Source organism: Rhodococcus sp. CH91 (genome assembly GCF_022554085.1).
Classification (GTDB): domain Bacteria; phylum Actinomycetota; class Actinomycetes; order Mycobacteriales; family Mycobacteriaceae; genus Rhodococcus.
In genome coordinates this window covers 677612-696705 of sequence record NZ_JAKFYR010000001.1, presented here as the reverse complement: position 1 = coordinate 696705, position 19094 = coordinate 677612, and the positions used below count along the sequence as shown (strand labels likewise).

Annotated in this window: 17 protein-coding genes; 6 read left to right on the top strand and 11 right to left on the bottom strand. The window is 65.8% G+C overall.

What is annotated here, in order from left to right:
- Positions 1–195 precede the first annotated feature (195 nt).
- Genes MOM01_RS03325 through MOM01_RS03275 form a run of 11 tightly spaced genes read right to left on the bottom strand, consistent with a single transcriptional unit; the run spans position 196 to position 12967 of the window.
- Complete coding sequence (locus MOM01_RS03325; protein ID WP_241383952.1) at positions 196–1734, bottom strand: long-chain-fatty-acid--CoA ligase; 1539 nt, start codon at positions 1732–1734, stop codon at positions 196–198.
- Positions 1735–1788: 54 nt separating this feature from the next.
- Complete coding sequence (locus MOM01_RS03320; protein ID WP_241383951.1) at positions 1789–2199, bottom strand: hypothetical protein; 411 nt, start codon at positions 2197–2199, stop codon at positions 1789–1791.
- Between the two features lies 1 nt (position 2200).
- Positions 2201–3268, bottom strand: coding sequence for a phosphotransferase family protein (locus MOM01_RS03315; protein WP_241383950.1), 1068 nt, complete (start codon positions 3266–3268; stop codon positions 2201–2203).
- Positions 3268–4059, bottom strand: coding sequence for an SDR family NAD(P)-dependent oxidoreductase (locus MOM01_RS03310; RefSeq protein ID WP_241383949.1), 792 nt, complete (start codon positions 4057–4059; stop codon positions 3268–3270). The genes MOM01_RS03315 and MOM01_RS03310 overlap by 1 nt, the downstream gene beginning before the upstream one ends.
- Positions 4056–5198 (bottom strand): acyl-CoA dehydrogenase family protein, encoded by a 1143-nt coding sequence (locus MOM01_RS03305; RefSeq protein ID WP_241383948.1) that lies wholly within the window; start codon positions 5196–5198, stop codon positions 4056–4058. The genes MOM01_RS03310 and MOM01_RS03305 overlap by 4 nt, the downstream gene beginning before the upstream one ends.
- Before the next feature lie 3 nt (positions 5199–5201).
- Positions 5202–7367: a 3-hydroxyacyl-CoA dehydrogenase NAD-binding domain-containing protein gene (locus MOM01_RS03300; protein ID WP_241383947.1), complete on the bottom strand. Its 2166-nt coding sequence runs from the start codon at positions 7365–7367 to the stop codon at positions 5202–5204.
- Positions 7368–7414: 47 nt separating this feature from the next.
- Positions 7415–8623: an acetyl-CoA C-acetyltransferase gene (locus MOM01_RS03295; protein ID WP_241383946.1), complete on the bottom strand. Its 1209-nt coding sequence runs from the start codon at positions 8621–8623 to the stop codon at positions 7415–7417.
- 26 nt (positions 8624–8649) lie between these two features.
- A complete protein-coding gene (locus MOM01_RS03290; protein ID WP_241383945.1) occupies positions 8650–10212 on the bottom strand; it encodes an AMP-binding protein in 1563 nt (520 codons plus the stop codon).
- Between the two features lie 46 nt (positions 10213–10258).
- Positions 10259–11248, bottom strand: coding sequence for a DUF7065 domain-containing protein (locus MOM01_RS03285; protein ID WP_241383944.1), 990 nt, complete (start codon positions 11246–11248; stop codon positions 10259–10261).
- A gap of 28 nt (positions 11249–11276) precedes the next feature.
- On the bottom strand, positions 11277–12113 hold the full coding sequence (locus MOM01_RS03280; protein ID WP_241383943.1) for an enoyl-CoA hydratase-related protein: 837 nt from the start codon (positions 12111–12113) through the stop codon (positions 11277–11279).
- Between the two features lie 29 nt (positions 12114–12142).
- Entirely contained in the window at positions 12143–12967 is an 825-nt protein-coding gene (locus MOM01_RS03275) for an SDR family NAD(P)-dependent oxidoreductase (protein WP_241383942.1), read from the bottom strand.
- A gap of 225 nt (positions 12968–13192) precedes the next feature.
- Here MOM01_RS03275 and MOM01_RS03270 point away from each other — a divergent pair, with 225 nt between their 5' ends.
- From MOM01_RS03270 to MOM01_RS03245, 6 genes are all read left to right on the top strand, one after another.
- Complete coding sequence (locus MOM01_RS03270; RefSeq protein ID WP_241383941.1) at positions 13193–14377, top strand: lipid-transfer protein; 1185 nt, start codon at positions 13193–13195, stop codon at positions 14375–14377.
- Entirely contained in the window at positions 14377–14832 is a 456-nt protein-coding gene (locus MOM01_RS03265; RefSeq protein ID WP_241383940.1) for a MaoC family dehydratase N-terminal domain-containing protein, read from the top strand. Before MOM01_RS03270 ends, MOM01_RS03265 begins: the two co-directional genes overlap by 1 nt.
- Positions 14829–15275 carry a MaoC/PaaZ C-terminal domain-containing protein gene (locus tag MOM01_RS03260; RefSeq protein ID WP_241383939.1) on the top strand — a complete coding sequence of 149 codons (447 nt, stop codon included), beginning with the start codon at positions 14829–14831 and terminating at the stop codon, positions 15273–15275. Before MOM01_RS03265 ends, MOM01_RS03260 begins: the two co-directional genes overlap by 4 nt.
- Before the next feature lie 24 nt (positions 15276–15299).
- Positions 15300–16526 carry a TetR/AcrR family transcriptional regulator gene (locus MOM01_RS03255; protein WP_241383938.1) on the top strand — a complete coding sequence of 409 codons (1227 nt, stop codon included), beginning with the start codon at positions 15300–15302 and terminating at the stop codon, positions 16524–16526.
- A 40-nt stretch (positions 16527–16566) separates the two neighbouring features.
- Positions 16567–17340, top strand: coding sequence for an SDR family NAD(P)-dependent oxidoreductase (locus MOM01_RS03250; RefSeq protein WP_241383937.1), 774 nt, complete (start codon positions 16567–16569; stop codon positions 17338–17340).
- A 498-nt stretch (positions 17341–17838) separates the two neighbouring features.
- The gene (locus MOM01_RS03245; RefSeq protein ID WP_241383936.1) at positions 17839–19065 is read left to right on the top strand and encodes a cytochrome P450; all 1227 of its coding nucleotides are present in this window, start codon (positions 17839–17841) and stop codon (positions 19063–19065) included.
- Positions 19066–19094 lie beyond the last annotated feature (29 nt).

The window sequence follows — 19094 nt, the reverse complement described above, 5'->3', positions numbered from 1 at the left end:
GATCGACTACACGCTGGGAAACGACGCGATATGCGCTACGTCACATATCTACCCGAATCAGCACGGAACCGCAACGACCACGGTCCGCAAGAGCATTTCGTCTTGCATTGTCGCCGAATAGTTTTGGGCTACCCATGCACCGATGGCCCGCCGCACTGACAATGCGACGGGCCACCGATATTCGAGTCGTGTGGATCAGTTCACGCTGCGCGCCAGCCCTTCCCAGTACGGCGCGCGAAGCTCACGCTTGAGAATCTTGCCGACCGCGCTGCGCGGCAAGGTTTCCGCGAAGACCACCGAGACAGGACACTTGAATCGCGCGAGATGCGCGCGGCAGTGCGCGAGCACGATCTTCTCGGACAGTTCGGCGCCGTCGGCGGCGACCACCACGGCCACCGGGCTCTCGCCCCATCGTTCGCTGGGGACACCGATGACGGCGACGTCGGCTACGCCCTTCAGCCCGAACAGGACCTCTTCGATCTCCCGGGGGTAGATGTTCTCTCCCCCCGAGATGATCATGTCCTTCACGCGGTCGGAGATGTACAGGAAGCCTTCGTCGTCGAGATATCCGGCGTCGCCGGTGCGGAGCCACCCGCCGTCGAGCACCGCGCGGGTGGCATCCTCGAGCTTCCAGTACCCGCTCATGAGTTGCGGCCCACGGACCACGACCTCCCCCACCGCTCCGGCCGGGCACTCGTGGCCGTCGCTCGAGAACACGCGCACCTCCGAGCCGATGACGGCGCGTCCCGCCGAAGCCAGGATTCCCGGCTCGGACCGCAGAGCACGATGATGATCCTCCGGCGCGAGGATGGTGGCCACAGCGCAACATTCGGTCATTCCGTAGGCCTGTGCGAAGTCGCACCCGAAGACGTCCATGGCCTTCTTCACCAACTCCGCCGCCATCGGTGCCGAGCCGTAGACCATCAGATCCAAAGCCGTGAAGTCGAGCTCCGCGACGACCGGATCGGTGATCATCTCCTGGATCATCGCGGGTGCCAGAGTCAGCAACCGGATGCGCAACTCGGACATCGCCCGCAGCACGCTCGTGCGGTCGTAGTCGCGCACGACGCGGATCGAGCACCCCCCTGCCGTGTACGCGAGCACCTGAAGCGCGGCACCCGCATGGAACAGCGGCATCACGCACAGCGTGCGCTTACGATTCGCGTCGAGCGCAAGCTGGATCTGCAGCGCGTTGATGCACGCAGCACGGTGAGACACCATGGCGCCTTTGGGTTTACCGGTGGTCCCGCTGGTGTACATCTGGTGGTACACAGCATCTTCGGAAACGTCCCGATCGACCTCACCCGTCCCGTACGAGAGTACGTCGCCGGCGAACGCCAACACGGCCTCGCCCCCGCCCTGGAGAACCGACACGGCGGTCCCCGCGGGGGCCACACCGGTGAAGGCCTCGGCATAATCCTCGTGGACGACAGCGAGTGCACATCCGGCGTCCTCGACGATGTACGTCCATTCGGCCGGCGCCAACCGGAAGTTGAGAGGGACCGGGACGACACCCGCCCGTGAGGCACCGAAGTAGAGCGCGATCATCTCGAGCGAATTGCGGTCGAGCACGGCGAATCGATCACCGGGTTCCAGGTTGCCCGCCAGCCAGTTCCCCACCCGCAGGGTCCAGTCCTGCATCTCACGCCAGGTCAGCGTGCGGGTTTCGTCGGTGACGTAGACCTCGTCCGGAAATCGTCGTGCCCAGTGGTCGAGCAGGTCGTGCACGCGCATGGATGTCGTCCTCGATCGTTGCGGTCGGAAGGTAGCGAGATGCCGGTGGCCCCGTCAGTCCGGGAGACCACCACGCAGAGCCACGGAGATCTGTTCTCGTACATCGTCATCGGTGAAGCGGCTCACCGCCGAGACGATCTCGTCTCCGTTCGCATCGGATCGGTAGGTTGCTGCGAGCATCTCGGCCACCTCGCTCCGGCGTCGCCGCAGAGTCGCCGCGTCACCTTCGCTGTCCTCGACGGGATTCAAGCCCAACGCGACGGCGAGTTCCTCGGTGCGGTCGAGGCTGCGCGCGAGCCCGTCCGGATCCCACGCCAGGCGTGCGATGAGATTGTCGAGTGCCTCGACCACCCCTGCCAGTTCCGATCGGGCGGTACCGCCGGTGACGTCCGGTGCGACCCGATCGACGAGTGTGTCCCTGATCGTGCGCAGCAGTTGCTGCGGATCGGTGGAGTAGACGGTCATGTCAGTGTCCCCATTCTCCGTCGCGCAGCATCTGCCCCAGCCAGCCGAGGCTGTAGTAGACGCTGTGCGCCATGTTCGCGTACCGCAATTCGTCGCGTTCCCCGCGCGAGTAGATGTCGACGGCCTGCAGACATCCGACGGCGGTCTTCACCAGTGACTGGACCGTCCACCACGTCAGGGCGTCCGGACCAGGACGCCAGCCGGCAGCCGCCTCGTACTCGTCGAGGAACGGTTCGAGCTCGATGAGCTTGCACAGCAACGGTGAACGTCCACGCGAGGTCCGTTGCGCGAACCATGCGATGTCGGCGGTCGGGTCGGAGAAGTGTGCGGTCTCCCAGTCGAGGACACCGGCGATCGTATCGTCCTCGATCACAAGATTTCCGATTCGGAAGTCGTTGTGCACGAGCGCTACCCGTCCGGATACCGCATCACGCCGATGATCCAACCACGCGAAGGCGAGGTCGAGGACCGGGATCGGGATGTCGACCACGTCCCGATAGACCTGTTGCCACTTGTCGTTCTCGTGCTTGCCGGTGTCGGTGGGCTCCGGGACCGGCCCGAGCGCGGTCAGGTTCAGGCTGTGTGGGTCGGCAGCGTGCAGGCGTGCCATCTCCCGCGCCACGTCCAATCCCAGTCGTCGCCGGGTATCCGGGTCGGGGACGACCCGCGAGACGGTGTTCGGCATCGGGATCCGTCCCTCGACCTTCTCCATCGCGAACCACCCGCGACCGGTCTCGGGCACCGAGTATGCGATCACCTTCGGAACGCGCATACCGATTCCCGCTGCGGCCTCGAGAAGCGCGACCTCACGGGTGACGTCGTAATCGCCGACGATGCCGCTGATCGGCTGGCGTTTGACCGCGTAGGTCGCGGTCGAATCGCCGGTGCCCGCCGTCCACGTGGCGGTGACGAGATAGGTCTCCCACGAGTTCCCCTCACCGCGAAGGTCGACGTCCGCGAGGGTCAGCGACCCGCCTGCACCGACAGCTCGGTCGAGTTCGGCAGTGAGTTCGTCGAGGAAATCGTTACGCATGCCCGTCACCCCGGTATCGATGTCCGTGACACTCATCAGAACACCGCCGCCGTCACACCGCCGCCGTCGACGACGAGGCGCTGACCCGTCACATATCCCGAATCGGCGGAGACGAGGAAGGCCACCGCACCGGCGACATCCTCCGGACGGCACACCCGACCGAACGGGGACGACGCATCGAGCTCGGCGATGTCCGTGCCGCGCGACGCGGAGACGAGCCGCCGGCCCATCTCCGTGGCGATGAGACCGGGCGCGACGATGTTCGCGTGGATGCCGTGCGGACGCTCTTCCTGGGCGAGGGTCCGGATGCAGGTCTCCATGGCCGCCTTCGCCATCGTGTACGGCGCCGAGTTCGGTGGCGTGGATGTGGTGGTGTTGCTCGAGATCATCACGATGTCCCCGCGGCCGCCCGGCTCGGACGCGACCTTCCGCATCCCCGGCAGGACGAGCTGGATCAAGCGAATCGGGCCGAGCGCGTGGACATTCAGAAGCGACTCGAACTCCTTCCGGGTCGTCGTGGCGACATCGAACCCCCGACTGGCCGAGCCGGCATTGTTGACCAGCAGGTCGACCGCACCCAGGTCGTGACCGATCGACTCGACCATTGCCTCCACGGCCACCTCGTCGTCGATCGAGGCCTGGTAGGCGCGGGCCGTGCCACCGGCAGCGACGATCTCACCGACCACCTCGTCCGCGGCAGCGGACTCACGACGATAGTTGACGGCGACGGCCGCACCGTCGCGGGCGAGCCGCAGGGCTACGGCTCGGCCGACACCCCGCGAACTCCCCGTGACGAGAGCGACACGCCCCTCGAGCAGCCCGGTCATCGTGCCACCACCGCTCGGCCGACCAGATCCTTCATCACTTCGTTCGCTCCTCCGTAGATCCGTTGGATACGCGCATCACGCCAGATCCGGGCGATCGGGTATTCCTCCATGTAGCCGTAGCCGCCGAACAGTTGCAGACACCGGTCGACGACCTCCCACTGCAGTTCGGTCGCCTTGTACTTCGCACCGGCAGCGTCGTCGGCCGTCAGCTCCCCACTGTCGAGGGCGAGCACACATCTGTCGACGTAGTGCTGCATGATCCGGACATCGGTATGCATGTCGGCGATCGTCATCCGTACGGACTGGAGCTCGGACAACGGGGCACCGAAGGCCACACGATCGCGAACATGGTCCAGGGCCAGACTCAGTGCGTGCGCGGCGGACGCCACCGCCGAGACGGCGATCGAGAGGCGTTCGCGCGGGAGATTGGCCACCGCCGAGCCGAATCCGCGCCCGGGCTCGCCGATGATGTTCGAAGCCGGTACCCGGCAGTCGGTGAAGACCAGTTCGGCGGTGTCCTGAGCCTTGCGCCCGATCTTGTGCATCGGGCGGCCACGTTCGAAGCCGGGGGTTCCGGCTTCGACGACGACGAACGACGTCCCTCGGCCCTCGCGTTCGCCGGTGCGCACCAGCACGATCGCCATGTCGCAGGTGGCGCCGCTGGTGATGAACGTCTTGGTTCCGTTGATGACGAGTTCGTCGCCGTCACGCCGCGCGGTGGTGCGGATGGATGCCAGATCCGAACCGGCGCCGGGTTCGGTCATGCCGAGGGCGGTGACGCAGTCGCCCCGGGTGAAGCGCGGCAGCCACCGTTCCTTCTGGGCGTCGTCGGTGAGATCGCGCAGGTACGGCACGATGATGTCGTTCTGCATGCTGAAGGTGTCGCCGGCCATGCCGGATGCGACGACCTCCTCCGTCATGACGGCGTTGTACCGGAAGTCGTCGATGCCCAGGCCACCGTAGGCGGCGTCGAATTCGAAACCGAGAAATCCCGACTTCGCAGCAGCACTGATGAAGGCGCGATCGACGGTTCCGGCGGCCTCCCACTCTTCGACGTTCGGCACCGCCTCGCGGTCGAGGAAGGCGCGGAAGGCGGACCGGAAGGCCTCGTGTTCGTCGGTGTAGATGTCCCTGCGCACCGGTCAGCCCTCCGTCAGCGACGCCGGCGGCGTGAATCGGGGACCGTACTTGTCGGCCAGTTCCTGCGCGCGCCGCACGAACGCCGCGGTGCCGCCGGGGTAACCCGCGATGAACTGGCTGGTACCACCGGTCCACGTGGGGAATCCGATGCCGAGCAACGATCCGACGTTGGCGTCGGCGGTCGAGCGCAGGACGCCGTCGTCGTGGCAGCGCACCGTCTCGAGGACCTCGGCGAACAGCAGCCGGTCCTTCAGCTCGTCGAGGTCGGCGCGTTCACCGTTCACCGGGAAGCGCTCGGCGAGACCGGACCACAGTGCTCCGCGCTTGCCGTCCTCGTACTCGTAGAAGCCGGCACCCGCGACACGGCTCGGACGACCGAGCTCCTCGACCATCGCGGTGAGCACCGCGTCGCCGGGATGCTCGGGCAAGGGTGTACCCGCGGCCTCCGCGACCTCACGGAACTGGCTGCGGATCTTCAGCGGGAGTGCGGAGGTGACCTCGTCGAGCAGCGCGAGCGTGCCGAGCGGGTAGCCCGCCTGCACCGACGCCTGCTCGATCGACTGCGGGTCGATGCCCTCGCCGACCATCGCGGCGGCCTCGGTGAGGCGCTGCAGGATCACACGGCTGGTGTAGAAGCCCCGACCGTCACCGACGACGATCGGCGTCTTACGCAGTTGCCGCGCGATGTCGAATGCCTTCGCGAGCGTGGCGTCGCTGGTCTTCTCACCCACGATGATCTCGAGCAGATCCATCCGCTCGACCGGCGAGAAGAAGTGCAGGCCGATGAAGTCCTCGGGCCGGTCCACCCCGGCGGCGAGGTCCGTGATCGGAAGCGTCGACGTGTTGGAACCGAGCACCGCGTCGGGCGCAACGACGTCCAGCACCTCACCGAAGACGGTCTTCTTGAGCGCCGGATCCTCGAACACGGCCTCGATCACCAGGTCGGCTCCGGCGAGGTCGGTGGCGTCGGCGACCGGCGTGATGAGCGCGAGGATCTCGTCGGCCGACTCCTGCGTGCGGCGACCGGCCTTGACCTGCTTGGTCAGGAAGCGGCGCGCGTAGTCCTTGCCCTTCTCGGCGGCGGCGAGGTCGACGTCCTTGAGACCCACCTTGATCCCGACGAGCGCACACGACAGTGCGATGCCCGCGCCCATCAGGCCGGCGCCGAGCACTGCTGCGTACGTGGCCTTGTGCGTCGGGTAGCCCTCGGGTCGGCTCGCACCGGACGCGATGGCCTGCTTGTCGAAGAAGGTGCCCTGGATGATGTTCTTGGAGATCTGCCCGGTCGCGAGCCCGACGAAGTAGCGGGTCTCGACTGCGGACGCGACGTCGAAGTCGACCTGCGTGCTCTCGACCGCAGTGGCGAGGATCGCCTCGCGTGCCGGATTGGGCGAGCCCTTCGCGGCCGCGCGCACTGCGGCGACACGAGCCGGGATCAGCGCCTCGACGGACGGCGAGTACGCGGTGCCACCCGGGATGGGTGCCTTACGATCCCACGGCTGGGTCGCGTCCGGGTTCGCGGCGATCCATGCACGCGCCGCGGGGATGAGGTCGTCGGCCGAGTCGACGACCTCGTCGATCAGGCCGATCTCGAGCGCCTTGTCTGCGGTGAACGACGCGCCCGTCAGCAGCACCTGATCGAGGGCGGGTCCGAGGCCGAGCAACCGCACGGTTCGGACGATGCCCCCACCACCCGGCAGCAGTCCGAGGTTGACCTCGGGCAGGCCCACTCGAACGGACTTCGCGCGCACCGAGATCCGGTGGTGGCACGCGAGGGCGATCTCGAGTCCGCCGCCGAGGGCGGCGCCGGCGATCGCCGCGACCACCGGGACACCCGCGGTCTCGATACGGCGCAGCATGGCCTTCGCGCCGTCTGCGAACGCAGCGAGCTCCCCGGCCTGTTCGGGGGTGGCAGCGTAGATGTCGTTGAGGTCGCCGCCCGCGAAGAACGTCTTCTTCGCCGACGTCACGACGACGCCGGTGACGCTGTCCTTGTTCTCGGCGAGGCGGGCGAGCACCCGGTTCAGCGAGTCCGACCATGCGGCATTCATCGTGTTGACGGACTGGTTCGGGTCGTCGAAGGTCAGGACGACAATGCCGTCGTCGCCCTGCTCCCACAGGATGGTGCCGATACGTTCCGTGTTGGTGGGTTCTGCAATCTGGGTCATCGTGTGCTCACAGCTTTCTGGAGGTCGCGGAGGAGAAGTATCGGGGCTCAGACGCGTTCGACGATCGTGGCGATACCCATGCCACCGCCGACACACAGCGTCACGAGCGCACGGCGCTGGTCGCGGCGCTCGAGCTCGTCGATGACGGTCGAGATGAGCATCGCACCGGTCGCTCCGAGCGGGTGCCCCATCGCGATCGCGCCACCGTTGACGTTGAGCTTCTCGTGCGGGATGTCGAGGTCCTTCATGAAGCGCAGCGCGACCGAGCTGAACGCCTCGTTGATCTCGAACAGATCGATGTCGTCGACGGTCAGCCCCGCGACCGCGAGTGCCTTGCGGGTAGCGGGCGTCGGTCCGGTGAGCATGATGGTCGCGTCCGAGCCGCTGACCGCGCCAGCGACGATCCGGGCCCGAGGGGTCAGGCCGAGGTCCTTGCCGACCTGCTCGTTGCCGAGTGCGACCAGCGCTGCACCGTCGACGATTCCGGACGAGTTGCCCCCGGTGTGCACGTGGTCGATGCGCTCGACCCAGTGGTACTTCTGCAGGGCCACCGCGTCGAAGCCGGCTGCGCCGATCCCGGCGAACGCGGGGGTGAGCCCGGCGAGCGTCTCGACCGTGGTGCCACGGCGCAGGTGCTCGTCGCGCTCGAGGATCGCGATGCCGCTCTTGTCGCGGACGGGGACGACCGAGCGGTCGAACCGACCCTCGTCCCACGCCTGTGCGGCGCGGCGCTGCGACTCGGCGGCGAAACTGTCGACGTCCTCACGAGTGAAGCCCTCGAGGGTCGCGATCAGGTCGGCGCCGATGCCCTGCGGGACGAAACCGGTCGTGAAGTTCGTCTCCGGGTCGTTGGCCCACGCGCCGCCGTCGCTGCCCATCGGTACGCGTGACATCGACTCGACGCCACCGGCGAGCATGAGCGACTCCCAACCCGATGCGACCTTCTGCGATGCGGTGTTGACCGCCTCGAGGCCGGATGCGCAGAAGCGGTTCATCTGAACGCCGGCGACGGTTTCGGGCAGGCCGGCATTGACCGCGGCGATTCGCGCGATGTCGGCGCCCTGGTCACGCAGTGGGCTCACGACGCCGAGCACGATGTCGTCGATGCGGGCGGGGTCGAGCGACGGGTTGCGCTCCTGGATCGCTTCGATCAGTCCGGTGATCAGGGTCATCGGCTTGACGCCGTTCAGCGCACCGTTGCGGCCCTTTCCGCGCGGGGTTCGGATCGCGTCGTACACGAAAACGTCGTGGGGCATGGAACTTCCTGTTCTGGTGAGGTGGTTCAGCGAGATGCGGCAGCGGGTTCGGTCCAGTACGCGGCACGCAGACCCTTCTTGTAGAGCTTGCCCGTGGGCAGCCGCGGCATCTCGTCGATGAAGTCGAACGACTTGGGGCACTTGAATTTCGCGATCTCGGATCGGCAGAACTCGGAAAGTTCGGACGCCAGTTCCGGGCGTGCCGACGTCGGATCCACGGGCTGGATAACGGCTTTCACTGCTTCCCCGAAGTCCTCGTCGGGTACACCGAAGACCGCAGCGTCGAGAACCTTCGGGTGAGTGATCAGCAGATTCTCGATCTCCTGCGGATAGATGTTCACTCCACCGGAGATGATGACGAAGGCCTGTCGATCGGTGAGATACAGGAATCCGTCCTCGTCGAGGAAGCCGATGTCGCCGATCTTCGACATCGTTCCGTCGGCGCTGCGCGCCTCGGCGGTCTTTCCCGGGTCGTTGAAGTATTCGAAGGTGCTTCCCGCTCCCCGGAACCAGATGGTTCCCGGAACGCCGGGCGGGCATTCGTTTCCGTCGTCGTCGAGGATCACCGGCTCACCCATGTAGGGCCGACCGACAGTTCCCTTGTGTTCGAGCCACTCCTGCGGGGTGCATCCGCACATACCGTTCGCTTCGGTGCCGCCGTAGTACTCGTAGATGACGGGACCGAACCAGTCGAGCACGGCTTCCTTGACGGCGACCGGACACGGTGCCGCACCGTGCACGACGACCTCGAGCGACGAGACGTCGTAGTCCCGCTCCTTCTCGGGGAGTTTGAGCATGCGGGAGAACATGGTCGGCACCACCATCGAGTGGGTGATGCGGTACTTCTCGACCAGTGCGAGATACTCGCGGGCGTCGAACTTCTCCATCACCACGATCGTCGCGCCGAGGCGGATACCGATCGCCACCGAGGACTGCGGTCCGGAATGGTAGAGCGGCGCCGGCGACAGGAATCGCATCCCTTCCCGTAGGTGGAAGAGTCTGCGCCCGAAATCCTCGATGTCGAGGATCTGCCCTGGGTGCGCGTCGGGCAGGGAACGCTTGATCGCCTTCGGCCGTCCGGTGGTGCCGGACGAGTAGAACATCGGCGTACCCAGCCGCTCGTCCTCGACCGGCGTTCCGTCGAATTCCGACACCGCGTCCGCATACGACTCGAAGGGCGCGGGAAGCTCGTCGGCCACAGCGTCGGCATCGACCAGCAACCACCTCTGTACCACCGGGCACAGACCCGGGAGTTTCTGCGCCACTGCGAACTTCGCTGCTGTGGTGATCACCAGCCGGGAGTGCGAGTCGCCGATGATGAATGCGGCTTCGTCCGCGGAGAGGAAGGAGTTCACCGGGGTGTAGAACAGTCCCGTGCGTTCGGCCGCCGACATCGCGACGATCATGTCGGGATGGTTCTCCATGAACAGGGCGATGTGGTCGCCAGGCACCAGTCCGTGTGCCCGGAACAACGCAGCAAGCCGGTTGGCGCGGGTGTCGAGATCCGCATAGGTCACGGTCTCGCCACTGGAGGCCATGATGATCGCCGGGCGGTCGGGATGGTCGACAGCGTGACGTCCTGGGTACATGACGATGCTCCTCGATGAGGATCGGATAGGGGTGGGCAGCGTCGCCCTACGGCCTGATCGGACGCAGGAATTCGGCGACGGCCCACCCGCCGTATCCCTCGGCGAGATCGACGGTCATCTGGGCCATGCGGACGGCACGGTCCTCGGTGCGCTGCGTGACCGGAACGAAGTGCCGGATCGATCCGTCGACGACGATCGTCGGCAGCCCTTCTGCGGTGATGATCCCGACATGCCTTCCGCTGTAGGTCGATTCACCAGCGTAGTCGGTCAGGACCTTGTAGTCGGTGATCGGATGGGCGACATGGTCGGTGGTCAGCACAGCACCCGCACTGACACGCACGCCCGAAGGTTCGTACTCGCCGTACGCGCTGAAGGCAGTACCGTCGGCGAGCCATCCGGCGAGCCATTCACCTGTATAGGAGGCCCATTCCCGGGGTCCCCACGAGTGATCCCGGAAGGACGTGACCTTGTCGAGAACCCAGGTTCTGCTGCCCACCCGGATGGTTCCGGACAGATGCCCGAACTGCTCGTAGTGATCACTGGCGATCGTCGAGCTGCCCGGCGTGCAGTCGCCGTCGCCGTCGCCGTTGATGACGAACATGGGGCTCGTCGCCTCGTAGGTGAGCGAGATCTCGCACTCCTCCGAGGGGGCGTTCTTCAGGGCGATACGGCCCTGCTCGGCCATCATCGACGGATGGGCGACACGTGCGACGGTGTTGCGGTAGGTGATCTCGGCGGTCCGTGTAGGTTCCTTGATCACGATTTCCAGTCCCTGACCGGCGAATTCGTCGTTGGTCTCGCAGGGTGTCCGGCCGGCCCGGAAGGCGATGGCGCCTCCCGGGAGGGTCAATTGCACCGAGGTCTCGCTGTAGCCGAGGTTCGGCCTGTTGCCGATGCGGACCAGCCCACCGAGTTGCGAAACCGGGTCGACGAAGTTGAAATAGACGCTTTCGTTGAAGTTGTGGATGCCGGCGAAGTCGTGGGTCCCCTCCGCGTCGGCCCCGTACTTGCATACGGTGAACGGGTCGGTGGTCATGGCGCTCCTGGGTGGTCCGTAGGGAGTTTCAGAATCGTTCGGCGGGAGTCGGGTCGAGCGGCGGGAACACTGCGGGCCGGCGTTCGAGGAACGACAGGATTCCCTCACGGGCGTCGACGGAGTCGACTCTTCCCGCGTACGTGCGCGATTCACCTGCGGCGGCCGGACCCGGATGTGAGTGCAACCATCCCGAGGCCAGAAGCCTCTTGGACAACGCGACCGAGGTCGGAGAGGTGTCACGGACGAACTGCTCCGCGTACGTCCTGGCCTCCGACATCACCCGGTCGGCGGGAACCACCCGGGTGAGGAATCCGGCCTCGTACGCCTCTGCAGCGTCGAACACCCGCCCGGACAGGATCCAGTCGGTGGCCCGCCCGATCCCGACGAGTCGGGGAAGGAACCACGACGAGGCGCCCTCGGGGACCACACCCCGCCGCGTGAAGACGAATCCGAATCGTGCGTCTTCGCTCGCGATCCGGATGTCCATCGCAGCGGCGATCGTCGCGCCTCCTCCGATCGCGTGGCCGTTGATCGCGGCGATCACCGGCTTCTGCATCTCGAAGATCCGCTCGCTGATCCGTCCTGCAGGCTCGCGGTAACCGGTTGGCGTGTGCCCGCCGACGTCCTCGACGAGGGCGCGCGTCAAGGTCTCGGGGCCGTCGAGCGCGGCACCCACCGAGAATGCCTCACCGGCACCGGTGACGATCACTGCACGTACCTCGGGGTCGCGGTCGGCACGGTCGAGGGCGCGGAACACGTCGACGAGCATGCGGACCCGCATACCGTTGCGACGTTCGGGCGCGTCCAGGGTCACCACGGCGACACCGCCCGAGACCTCGTAGGTCACGTCCTCGTAGTCGTCCACGGCGCACTCCTGCGTACTGGGTGCCTCGGTCACAGCCCGCCGCCACACACGAGGACCTGGCCCGTGATGTAGCTCGACTCGGGGCTGCACAACAGGTAGACAGCGCCGGCAGCTTCCTCGACGGTGCCGGCGCGCCCGAGCGCGATCTGCTTCGTCGCAGCGTCCATCACCGCGGGATCCACGCCGACCTTGATTTCCCTGCCCTCGACGTCGATCGTCTTCGCCTCCGTGGTCACCGACGTGAGGCGGGTGTTGATCACGCCGTAGGCGACCGCATTGGAGGTGACGTTGTACCGACCCCATTCCTTGGCGATCGTCTTCGTCAGACCGACCATGCCCGCCTTGGCGGAGGAGTAGTTCGCCTGTCCGGGATTACCGAGCAATCCCGAGGTGGACGAAATGTTCACGACCTTGCGGCACGGAACGAATCCTTCCTCGCGTTCACGCTTGACGGCAGCGCTGATGACCGGCTGGGCTGCGCGCAGGATGCGGAACGGCGCCGTCAGATGCACGTCGATGATGTCCGCCCACTGCTGGTCGGTCATCTTCTGGATGACGTTGTCCCAGGTGTATCCGGCGTTGTTGACGATGATGTCGACTCCACCGAAATTGTCCACCGCGGTGGCGACGAAGCGGTCGGCGAACGCAGGGTCGGTGACGCTGCCGACGCAGGCGACGGCCTGGCCGCCGAGCGCCTCGATCTCTGCAACCACTTCCTTCGCGGGCTCGGCATCGAGATCGTTGATCACGACCCGGGCACCCTCCGACGCCAACTTCACGGCAACGGCTCGACCGATGCCACGGCCCGAGCCGGAGACCAGCGCCACCTTGTCCTGCAGTTTCTGGCCGCTCACGTGTTTCCTCCTGAGTGTTCGCGTCGAGAGCCCGACCTCCGGATACAGCGAGGCCGACGCTTTGAAGATCATGTGACTCCAGTCACTGGGGTGAATACTAACTTCAGGTTTCAAGGGAGTCAACGACCATTTTTGCTGGTTTTTTCCCCTTCTTGTTAATGACGAATATGTATAGTCTGCTGAAGTCCGAACCATCGCACACCCGCTTCGATCGAAAGGCAGACCATGCGCAATGTCTGCATCAGCGGCGTCGGAATGATGCCGTTCACCAAACCCGGAAAGAGCGAGACCTACGACCGGATGGGAGCTGCTGCGGCAACCGCAGCCCTGAAGGATGCAGGACTCGAATATGCCGACGTACAACAGGCATTCGTGGGGTACGTCTACGGCGACTCGACCTCCGGGCAGAACGCTCTCTACGAGATCGGCATGACGGGCATTCCCATCGTCAATGTCAACAACAACTGCTCGACCGGCTCCAGCGCCCTGTGGCTGGCCCGCCAGGCCGTAGCATCCGGTGCCGCCGAGTGCGTGCTCGCCCTCGGCTTCGAGCAGATGCAGCCCGGAGCCCTCGTCAACGCCTACGGCGATCGCCCCAGTCCCACTGCGCGCGGCGAGAACATCGCCACCTCCATGCCCGGTGGTGACGAACAGGCACCGGCGGCCGCGAAGATGTTCGGCGGCGCAGGTGTGGCCTACATGGCCCGCTACGGCGTGTCCTCCGAGGTCTTCGGCCGCGTGTCGGTCAAGGCCCGCAGCCACGCCGCCCGCAACCCGCTCGCGGTCTTCCGCGACCCGATCGACCTCGACACGGTGATGTCCTCCAAGCTGATCTGGGGACCGCTCACCCTCCTGATGTGCTGCCCGCCGACGAACGGCGCTGCCGCTGCGGTGGTGTGCAGCGAGGAGTTCGCCCGCGCCCACGGACTCGACGCGAGCGTCCGCATCCGCGCGCAGTCGATGGTCACCGACCTTCCCGGCACCTTCGACACCACCGACATGATGCGGGTCGCCGGCTACGACATGACGGCCAAGGCCGCCGCGGAGGTCTACGAGCAGTCCGGCGTCGATCCCCTGGACATCCCGGTCGTCGAACTGCACGACTGCTTCAGCACCAACGAGGTGATCACCTACGAGGGCCTCGGCCTGACCCCGGAAGGGACCGCCGAGAAGTTCATCCTCGACGGCGACAACACCTACGGTGGCCGCGTGGTCACCAATCCGTCGGGAGGCCTTCTGTCCAAGGGACATCCGCTCGGCGCTACCGGCCTGGCCCAGTGCGCCGAACTGGTCTGGCAACTCCGTGGGCAGGCCGGCGACCGGCAGGTCGACGGTGCTCGAATCGCCCTGCAGCACAATCTGGGTCTCGGTGGCGCGTGCGTCGTCACCCTCTACGAGAAGGCGGTCTGATGTCTCTCGATCACGCAATCCTCGATGTCGAGGTTCCTCCGATCGTCGCCGACGTCGAACGGGGCCGCATCCGGCAGTTCGCCATCGCGATCGGTGAGGAGAATCCGGTCTACCGCGATCGCGATGCCGCAGTCGCGGCCGGCCACCCGGACGTACTCGCGCCTCCTACCTTCCTGTTCGGTCTCGAACTGGAGAACTCGAACGTCTTCGCCGATCTCGCGGCCCACGGAGTAGATCTCGGTAACGTCCTCCACGGTGAACAGCGGTTCCGTTATTTCGCCGACGTCCACGCCGGAGACACGGTGACCTTCGAATCCGAATACGTCGACGCCTACACCAAAGCGGGTGGCGCCCTCGACTTCCTCGTCCGCCGTAGCACTGTCACCCGCGACGGGGCGGTCGTGGCCGAACTCGAGAGTGTCAGCGTCATCAAGAATCCGGGAGGTAAGAAATGACCTCGCCCACACCCGCCGCACGAGAGGTCGTCGCCGAGCTGAAGCCCGGCGCCGTGACCCGCACGACCCTGGCGCTGTTCGCCGGCGCGTCCGGTGACCACAATCCGATCCACATCGACATCGATTCGGCGCGGGCGTCCGGAATGGACGACGTCTTCGCCCACGGCATGCTGTCGATGGCGTATCTCGGACGTCTGCTCACCGACCGGTTCCCCCAGAGCAGCATCCGCGAGTTGTCGACGCGGTTCACCGCCATCACACCTGTGCTCGCCGAACCGACGCTGACCGCGACGATCAAGGAGATCGTGACGGTCGACGGTGAACGAGGTGCCGTCCTGGACCTGAGCGCTGTACTGGCCGACGGAACCCGGACACTGGCCGGGACCGCCGTGGTGGCGTGGCCCGAGTCCGATCCGGCCGGGGATGCGAAACTGGTCCCATGATCGAACTCACCGGAAAGAACTGAGATGGCACGTTCGACGACTACCCGTGCCGCAACCGCTCCCGCTTCCACCCGCGGTGGCCATCGGGTCGAGCAGATCGTCCGGGCCGCGACCCATCTGTTCCAGGACCTCGGGTACCAGAACGTGAGCATCGACCAGATCGGTGCGGCGGTGGGGCTCACCGGACCTGCGGTCTACCGGCACTTCAAGGGCAAGCACGACATCCTCGTGCAGGCGTTGATGAGTCAGGTGGAGCTCGTCGAACAACTTGCGGATCGCGCCGACAACGACGGCTCGACGCCTCTCGAGCAACTCGATCTGTTCCTCGACGGACTCGGTGATCTGACGGCGAACGGTGACGAGGCCACACTGTGGCGGCGGGAACAACGGCATCTCCAAGAGGACGAACGTCTCCTCTTCCGGGACCACTTCTCCGCCACTCGCGACCGTATCGCCGCGAAAATCACCGCCGCTCATCCCGAGATCACTGCGAACCGTGCCGAACTGCTGGGCTTCGCAGTCCTTGCGATGTACTCGAACACGCCGACCATCCGGGGCACGCTCCCACCCGAGCGGCTGATCGAGCTCCAATCGGCAATCGCCCGGTCGATCATCGCCTGCGAACTACCCGAGGTCGACCCCGATGCGGCACCGGCCCGGACGCCGGTGCCGCATCGGCCCGCAGGACGCCGGGAACGGATTCTCGAAGCGTCCTCACAGCTGTTCGTCGAGCGTGGCTTCTACGACGTGCGCATCGACGACATCGCCAAGGCGTCGGAGATGTCCGTAGCCACGCTGTACCAGCATGTCACCGGGAAGACACAGGTACTGCGAGCGATCCTGGAGCGCGGCGCGGAAGGACTGCTGTACGTGACCGCCGACGCGCTCGCCCAGGCCACCTCGTCACAGCAGGTGCTCGACTCGTTGATCGGCACGTACATCCGGCAGGCGCTGGGTGTGCACGGCCGGATCATGCACATCCTCACCACCGACCTGCTGTATCTCTCCGAAGAGGAACAGGCCGCACTACGGGAGACCCAGCGCGAATACGTCGCCGAATGGGTCGAGGCCATCTGCGCCATTGCCGAGAACCTGTCGGCAGCGGATGCGCGGGCCCTCGCCCAGGCCGTCATCGGCGTGATCACCGACGTCTCGCAGAACACACAACTCCGTGAGCGGCCCGGCATCACCGAAAACCTGTCCGCTCTGGCACACGCCATGGTCCTCCCGGCCGGCCTGGTGTCCTCATGACCACTACATTCCATCTCCCTCCAGGAAGGGAACGAAGAATATGTCCCCGAACGATGCACGCTGTGCGGTCGTCGTAGGCGGTGCCTCGGGTATCGGAGCCGCGATAGCCCGGGCGCTGGCCGACGACGGCGCGACCGTAACCGTGGCCGACCGCAACATCACCGCGGCAAGAGAACTCGCGGCCGAACTCGGCGAACCACATGAGGCCGCAGAAGTGAACGTGACGGACGAAGCTTCCGTCCAGGAATTGTTCGAATCCGTACGCGCGCGACATGGCCGGCTCGACATCGCCGTGAACAGCGCCGGACTCAGTATCGCCGGGTCCGTGACCGATCTGCCTGCCGACAAGTTCCGGCTCGTCGTCGATGTCTGCCTCACCGGCGCCTTCCTGGTGGTCAAGCACGCGGCCCGCGCAATGGGTGAGGGCGGAGTGATCATCTCGCTCTCCTCGCTGAACGCGCGTCAGCCGGGCACCGGGATGAGCGCCTACTGTTCCGCCAAAGCCGGACTTGCGATGCTGACCGAAGTTGCAGCATTGGAACTGGCCCCACGAGGTATCCGGGTCAATGCCATCGCCCCCGGAATCGTCATGACCCCCTTGACCACACCGTCGATGTCCGTTCCCGGACTCCAGGACGATTATCTGGCCAATACTCCGCTCGGCCGGTCGGGTACTCCCGAGGAGATCGCCGACGCCGCGGTCTACATGACGCACGCGTCCTGGCTCACGGGTGAAAGTCTCGATCTCAACGGCGGTGCACACCTGGTGAAGTACCCCGATCTGCTGGCCCATTTCCAGCGGGCCACCGCCTGATCCCGCATCGCCAGGCACGGAATTCCGCCGTGCACGACGCCCGCCCGCTGTTCTGCAGTCGCAGGAAAACGCGGCACGTCGTGCACGGGCGGACCTGTCTTCGGCGCAGAAGAACGAGATCCGATCAGAGTGATTACTAACTATGCATGCGCATCGGTACACCTTTCCAGCTCGAGAAGCGCTTCATCACACTCCTTGATCCGAACCACGAAGACCCAGAATCCTCATTGAAACACCTTTATTTCCAGCACTTTTTTGCCCCATCTGGACGGCCCCCTCCGTCGACACCCGATGGCGACGCAGCACATCTTCGAACTTCTCATTGACGATCCATTGGCGACATGCCACGATATGATCGTTCACTGCTCATGTGCCCCCCGTCACATTCCACGGGCCGCCCTTCCGAATCGGTTGAACCCGCAGCACCACACGTGCATCGCTGTACGGAACCCGGACCGGAAGCCACGGCACACTCCCGCCGCTATCGAAGGAGCACACATGACGACCACACCGGCAGACGACGTCATCGGTCACGACACCACCGCGAACGCAGAGCATCCCACCTTCCCGTTCGGCCGTACCTGTCCGTTCGCGCCCCACGACAAGTACGCCTCGTTCAACGACGACGACCTGCAGAAGGTCGACTTCAAGGGCACCCCGGGCTGGTTGATCACCGGGTACAACAACATCCGCTCGGTGCTCGCCGACCCCCGGATGAGTGTGCGCGGCATCGAGGACTCCTCCCGCGGCGATGCCGGCGACGACGCAGTTCCCGGCTTCTTCGTGGCGATGGATCCGCCGCAACACGACGACCTGCGCCGAATCCTGGCCAAGGAGTTCACACCCCGCCGTATGGCGGCGATGCGCCCGAACATCGAGCGGATCGCGAACGAGCTCGTCGACGAGATGCTGAAGTCCGTCGGGCCCGTCGACTTCGTCGACGCACTCGCCCTTCCGCTCCCCTCGCTGGTCATCTGCGAGCTGCTCGGCGTCCCCTACGACAAGCACGACTTCTTCCAGGAACGCACCCGTGCCGTCCTCGCCGCCGACAGCACTCCCGAGCAGATCGCCGGCGCTATCGGCGATGTCATGACCTACCTGGCCGAGCTGGTGACCATCAAGCAGCAGACCCCCGGTGACGACCTGGTCAGTCTCCTCGTCAAGCACATCGAATCCGGCGATCTCAGCATCATCGACGTCGCCGGTATGTCGACCTTCCTGCTCATGGCCGGCCACGAGACCACCGGCAACATGCTCGGCCTGGGACTGTTCGCCCTGCTCGAGCACCCCGACCAGCTGGCCGAGCTGCGCGAGGACCCCGAACTCATGCCCCAGGCCGTCGAGGAACTGCTCCGCCATCTCGACATCATCGGCAGCCTGCCCCGCACCGCCACCGAGGACATGGAAGTCGCCGGGCAGCGAATCGCGAAGGGCGAACTGCTGATGTTCTCGACTGAAGCGGGCAACCGCGACCCGTCGGTGTTCGACGAGCCCGATCGCCTCGACTTCCAACGGGATGCCAGCCGCCACCTGACCTTCGGTCACGGAATTCATACCTGCCTGGGCGCTCCGCTGGCTCGCCTCGAACTGCAGGTGGTGTTCTCCATCGTGCTCGAGCGCATCCCGACGCTGCGACTCGCAGTGCCCGCCGACGACATCCGGCTCAAGAACGACGCTCGGATCTTCGGCGTCCACGAGCTCCCGATCACGTGGGACCGCGCGTAACAACGCATTTCGGCCTCGGCAGAAAGGAG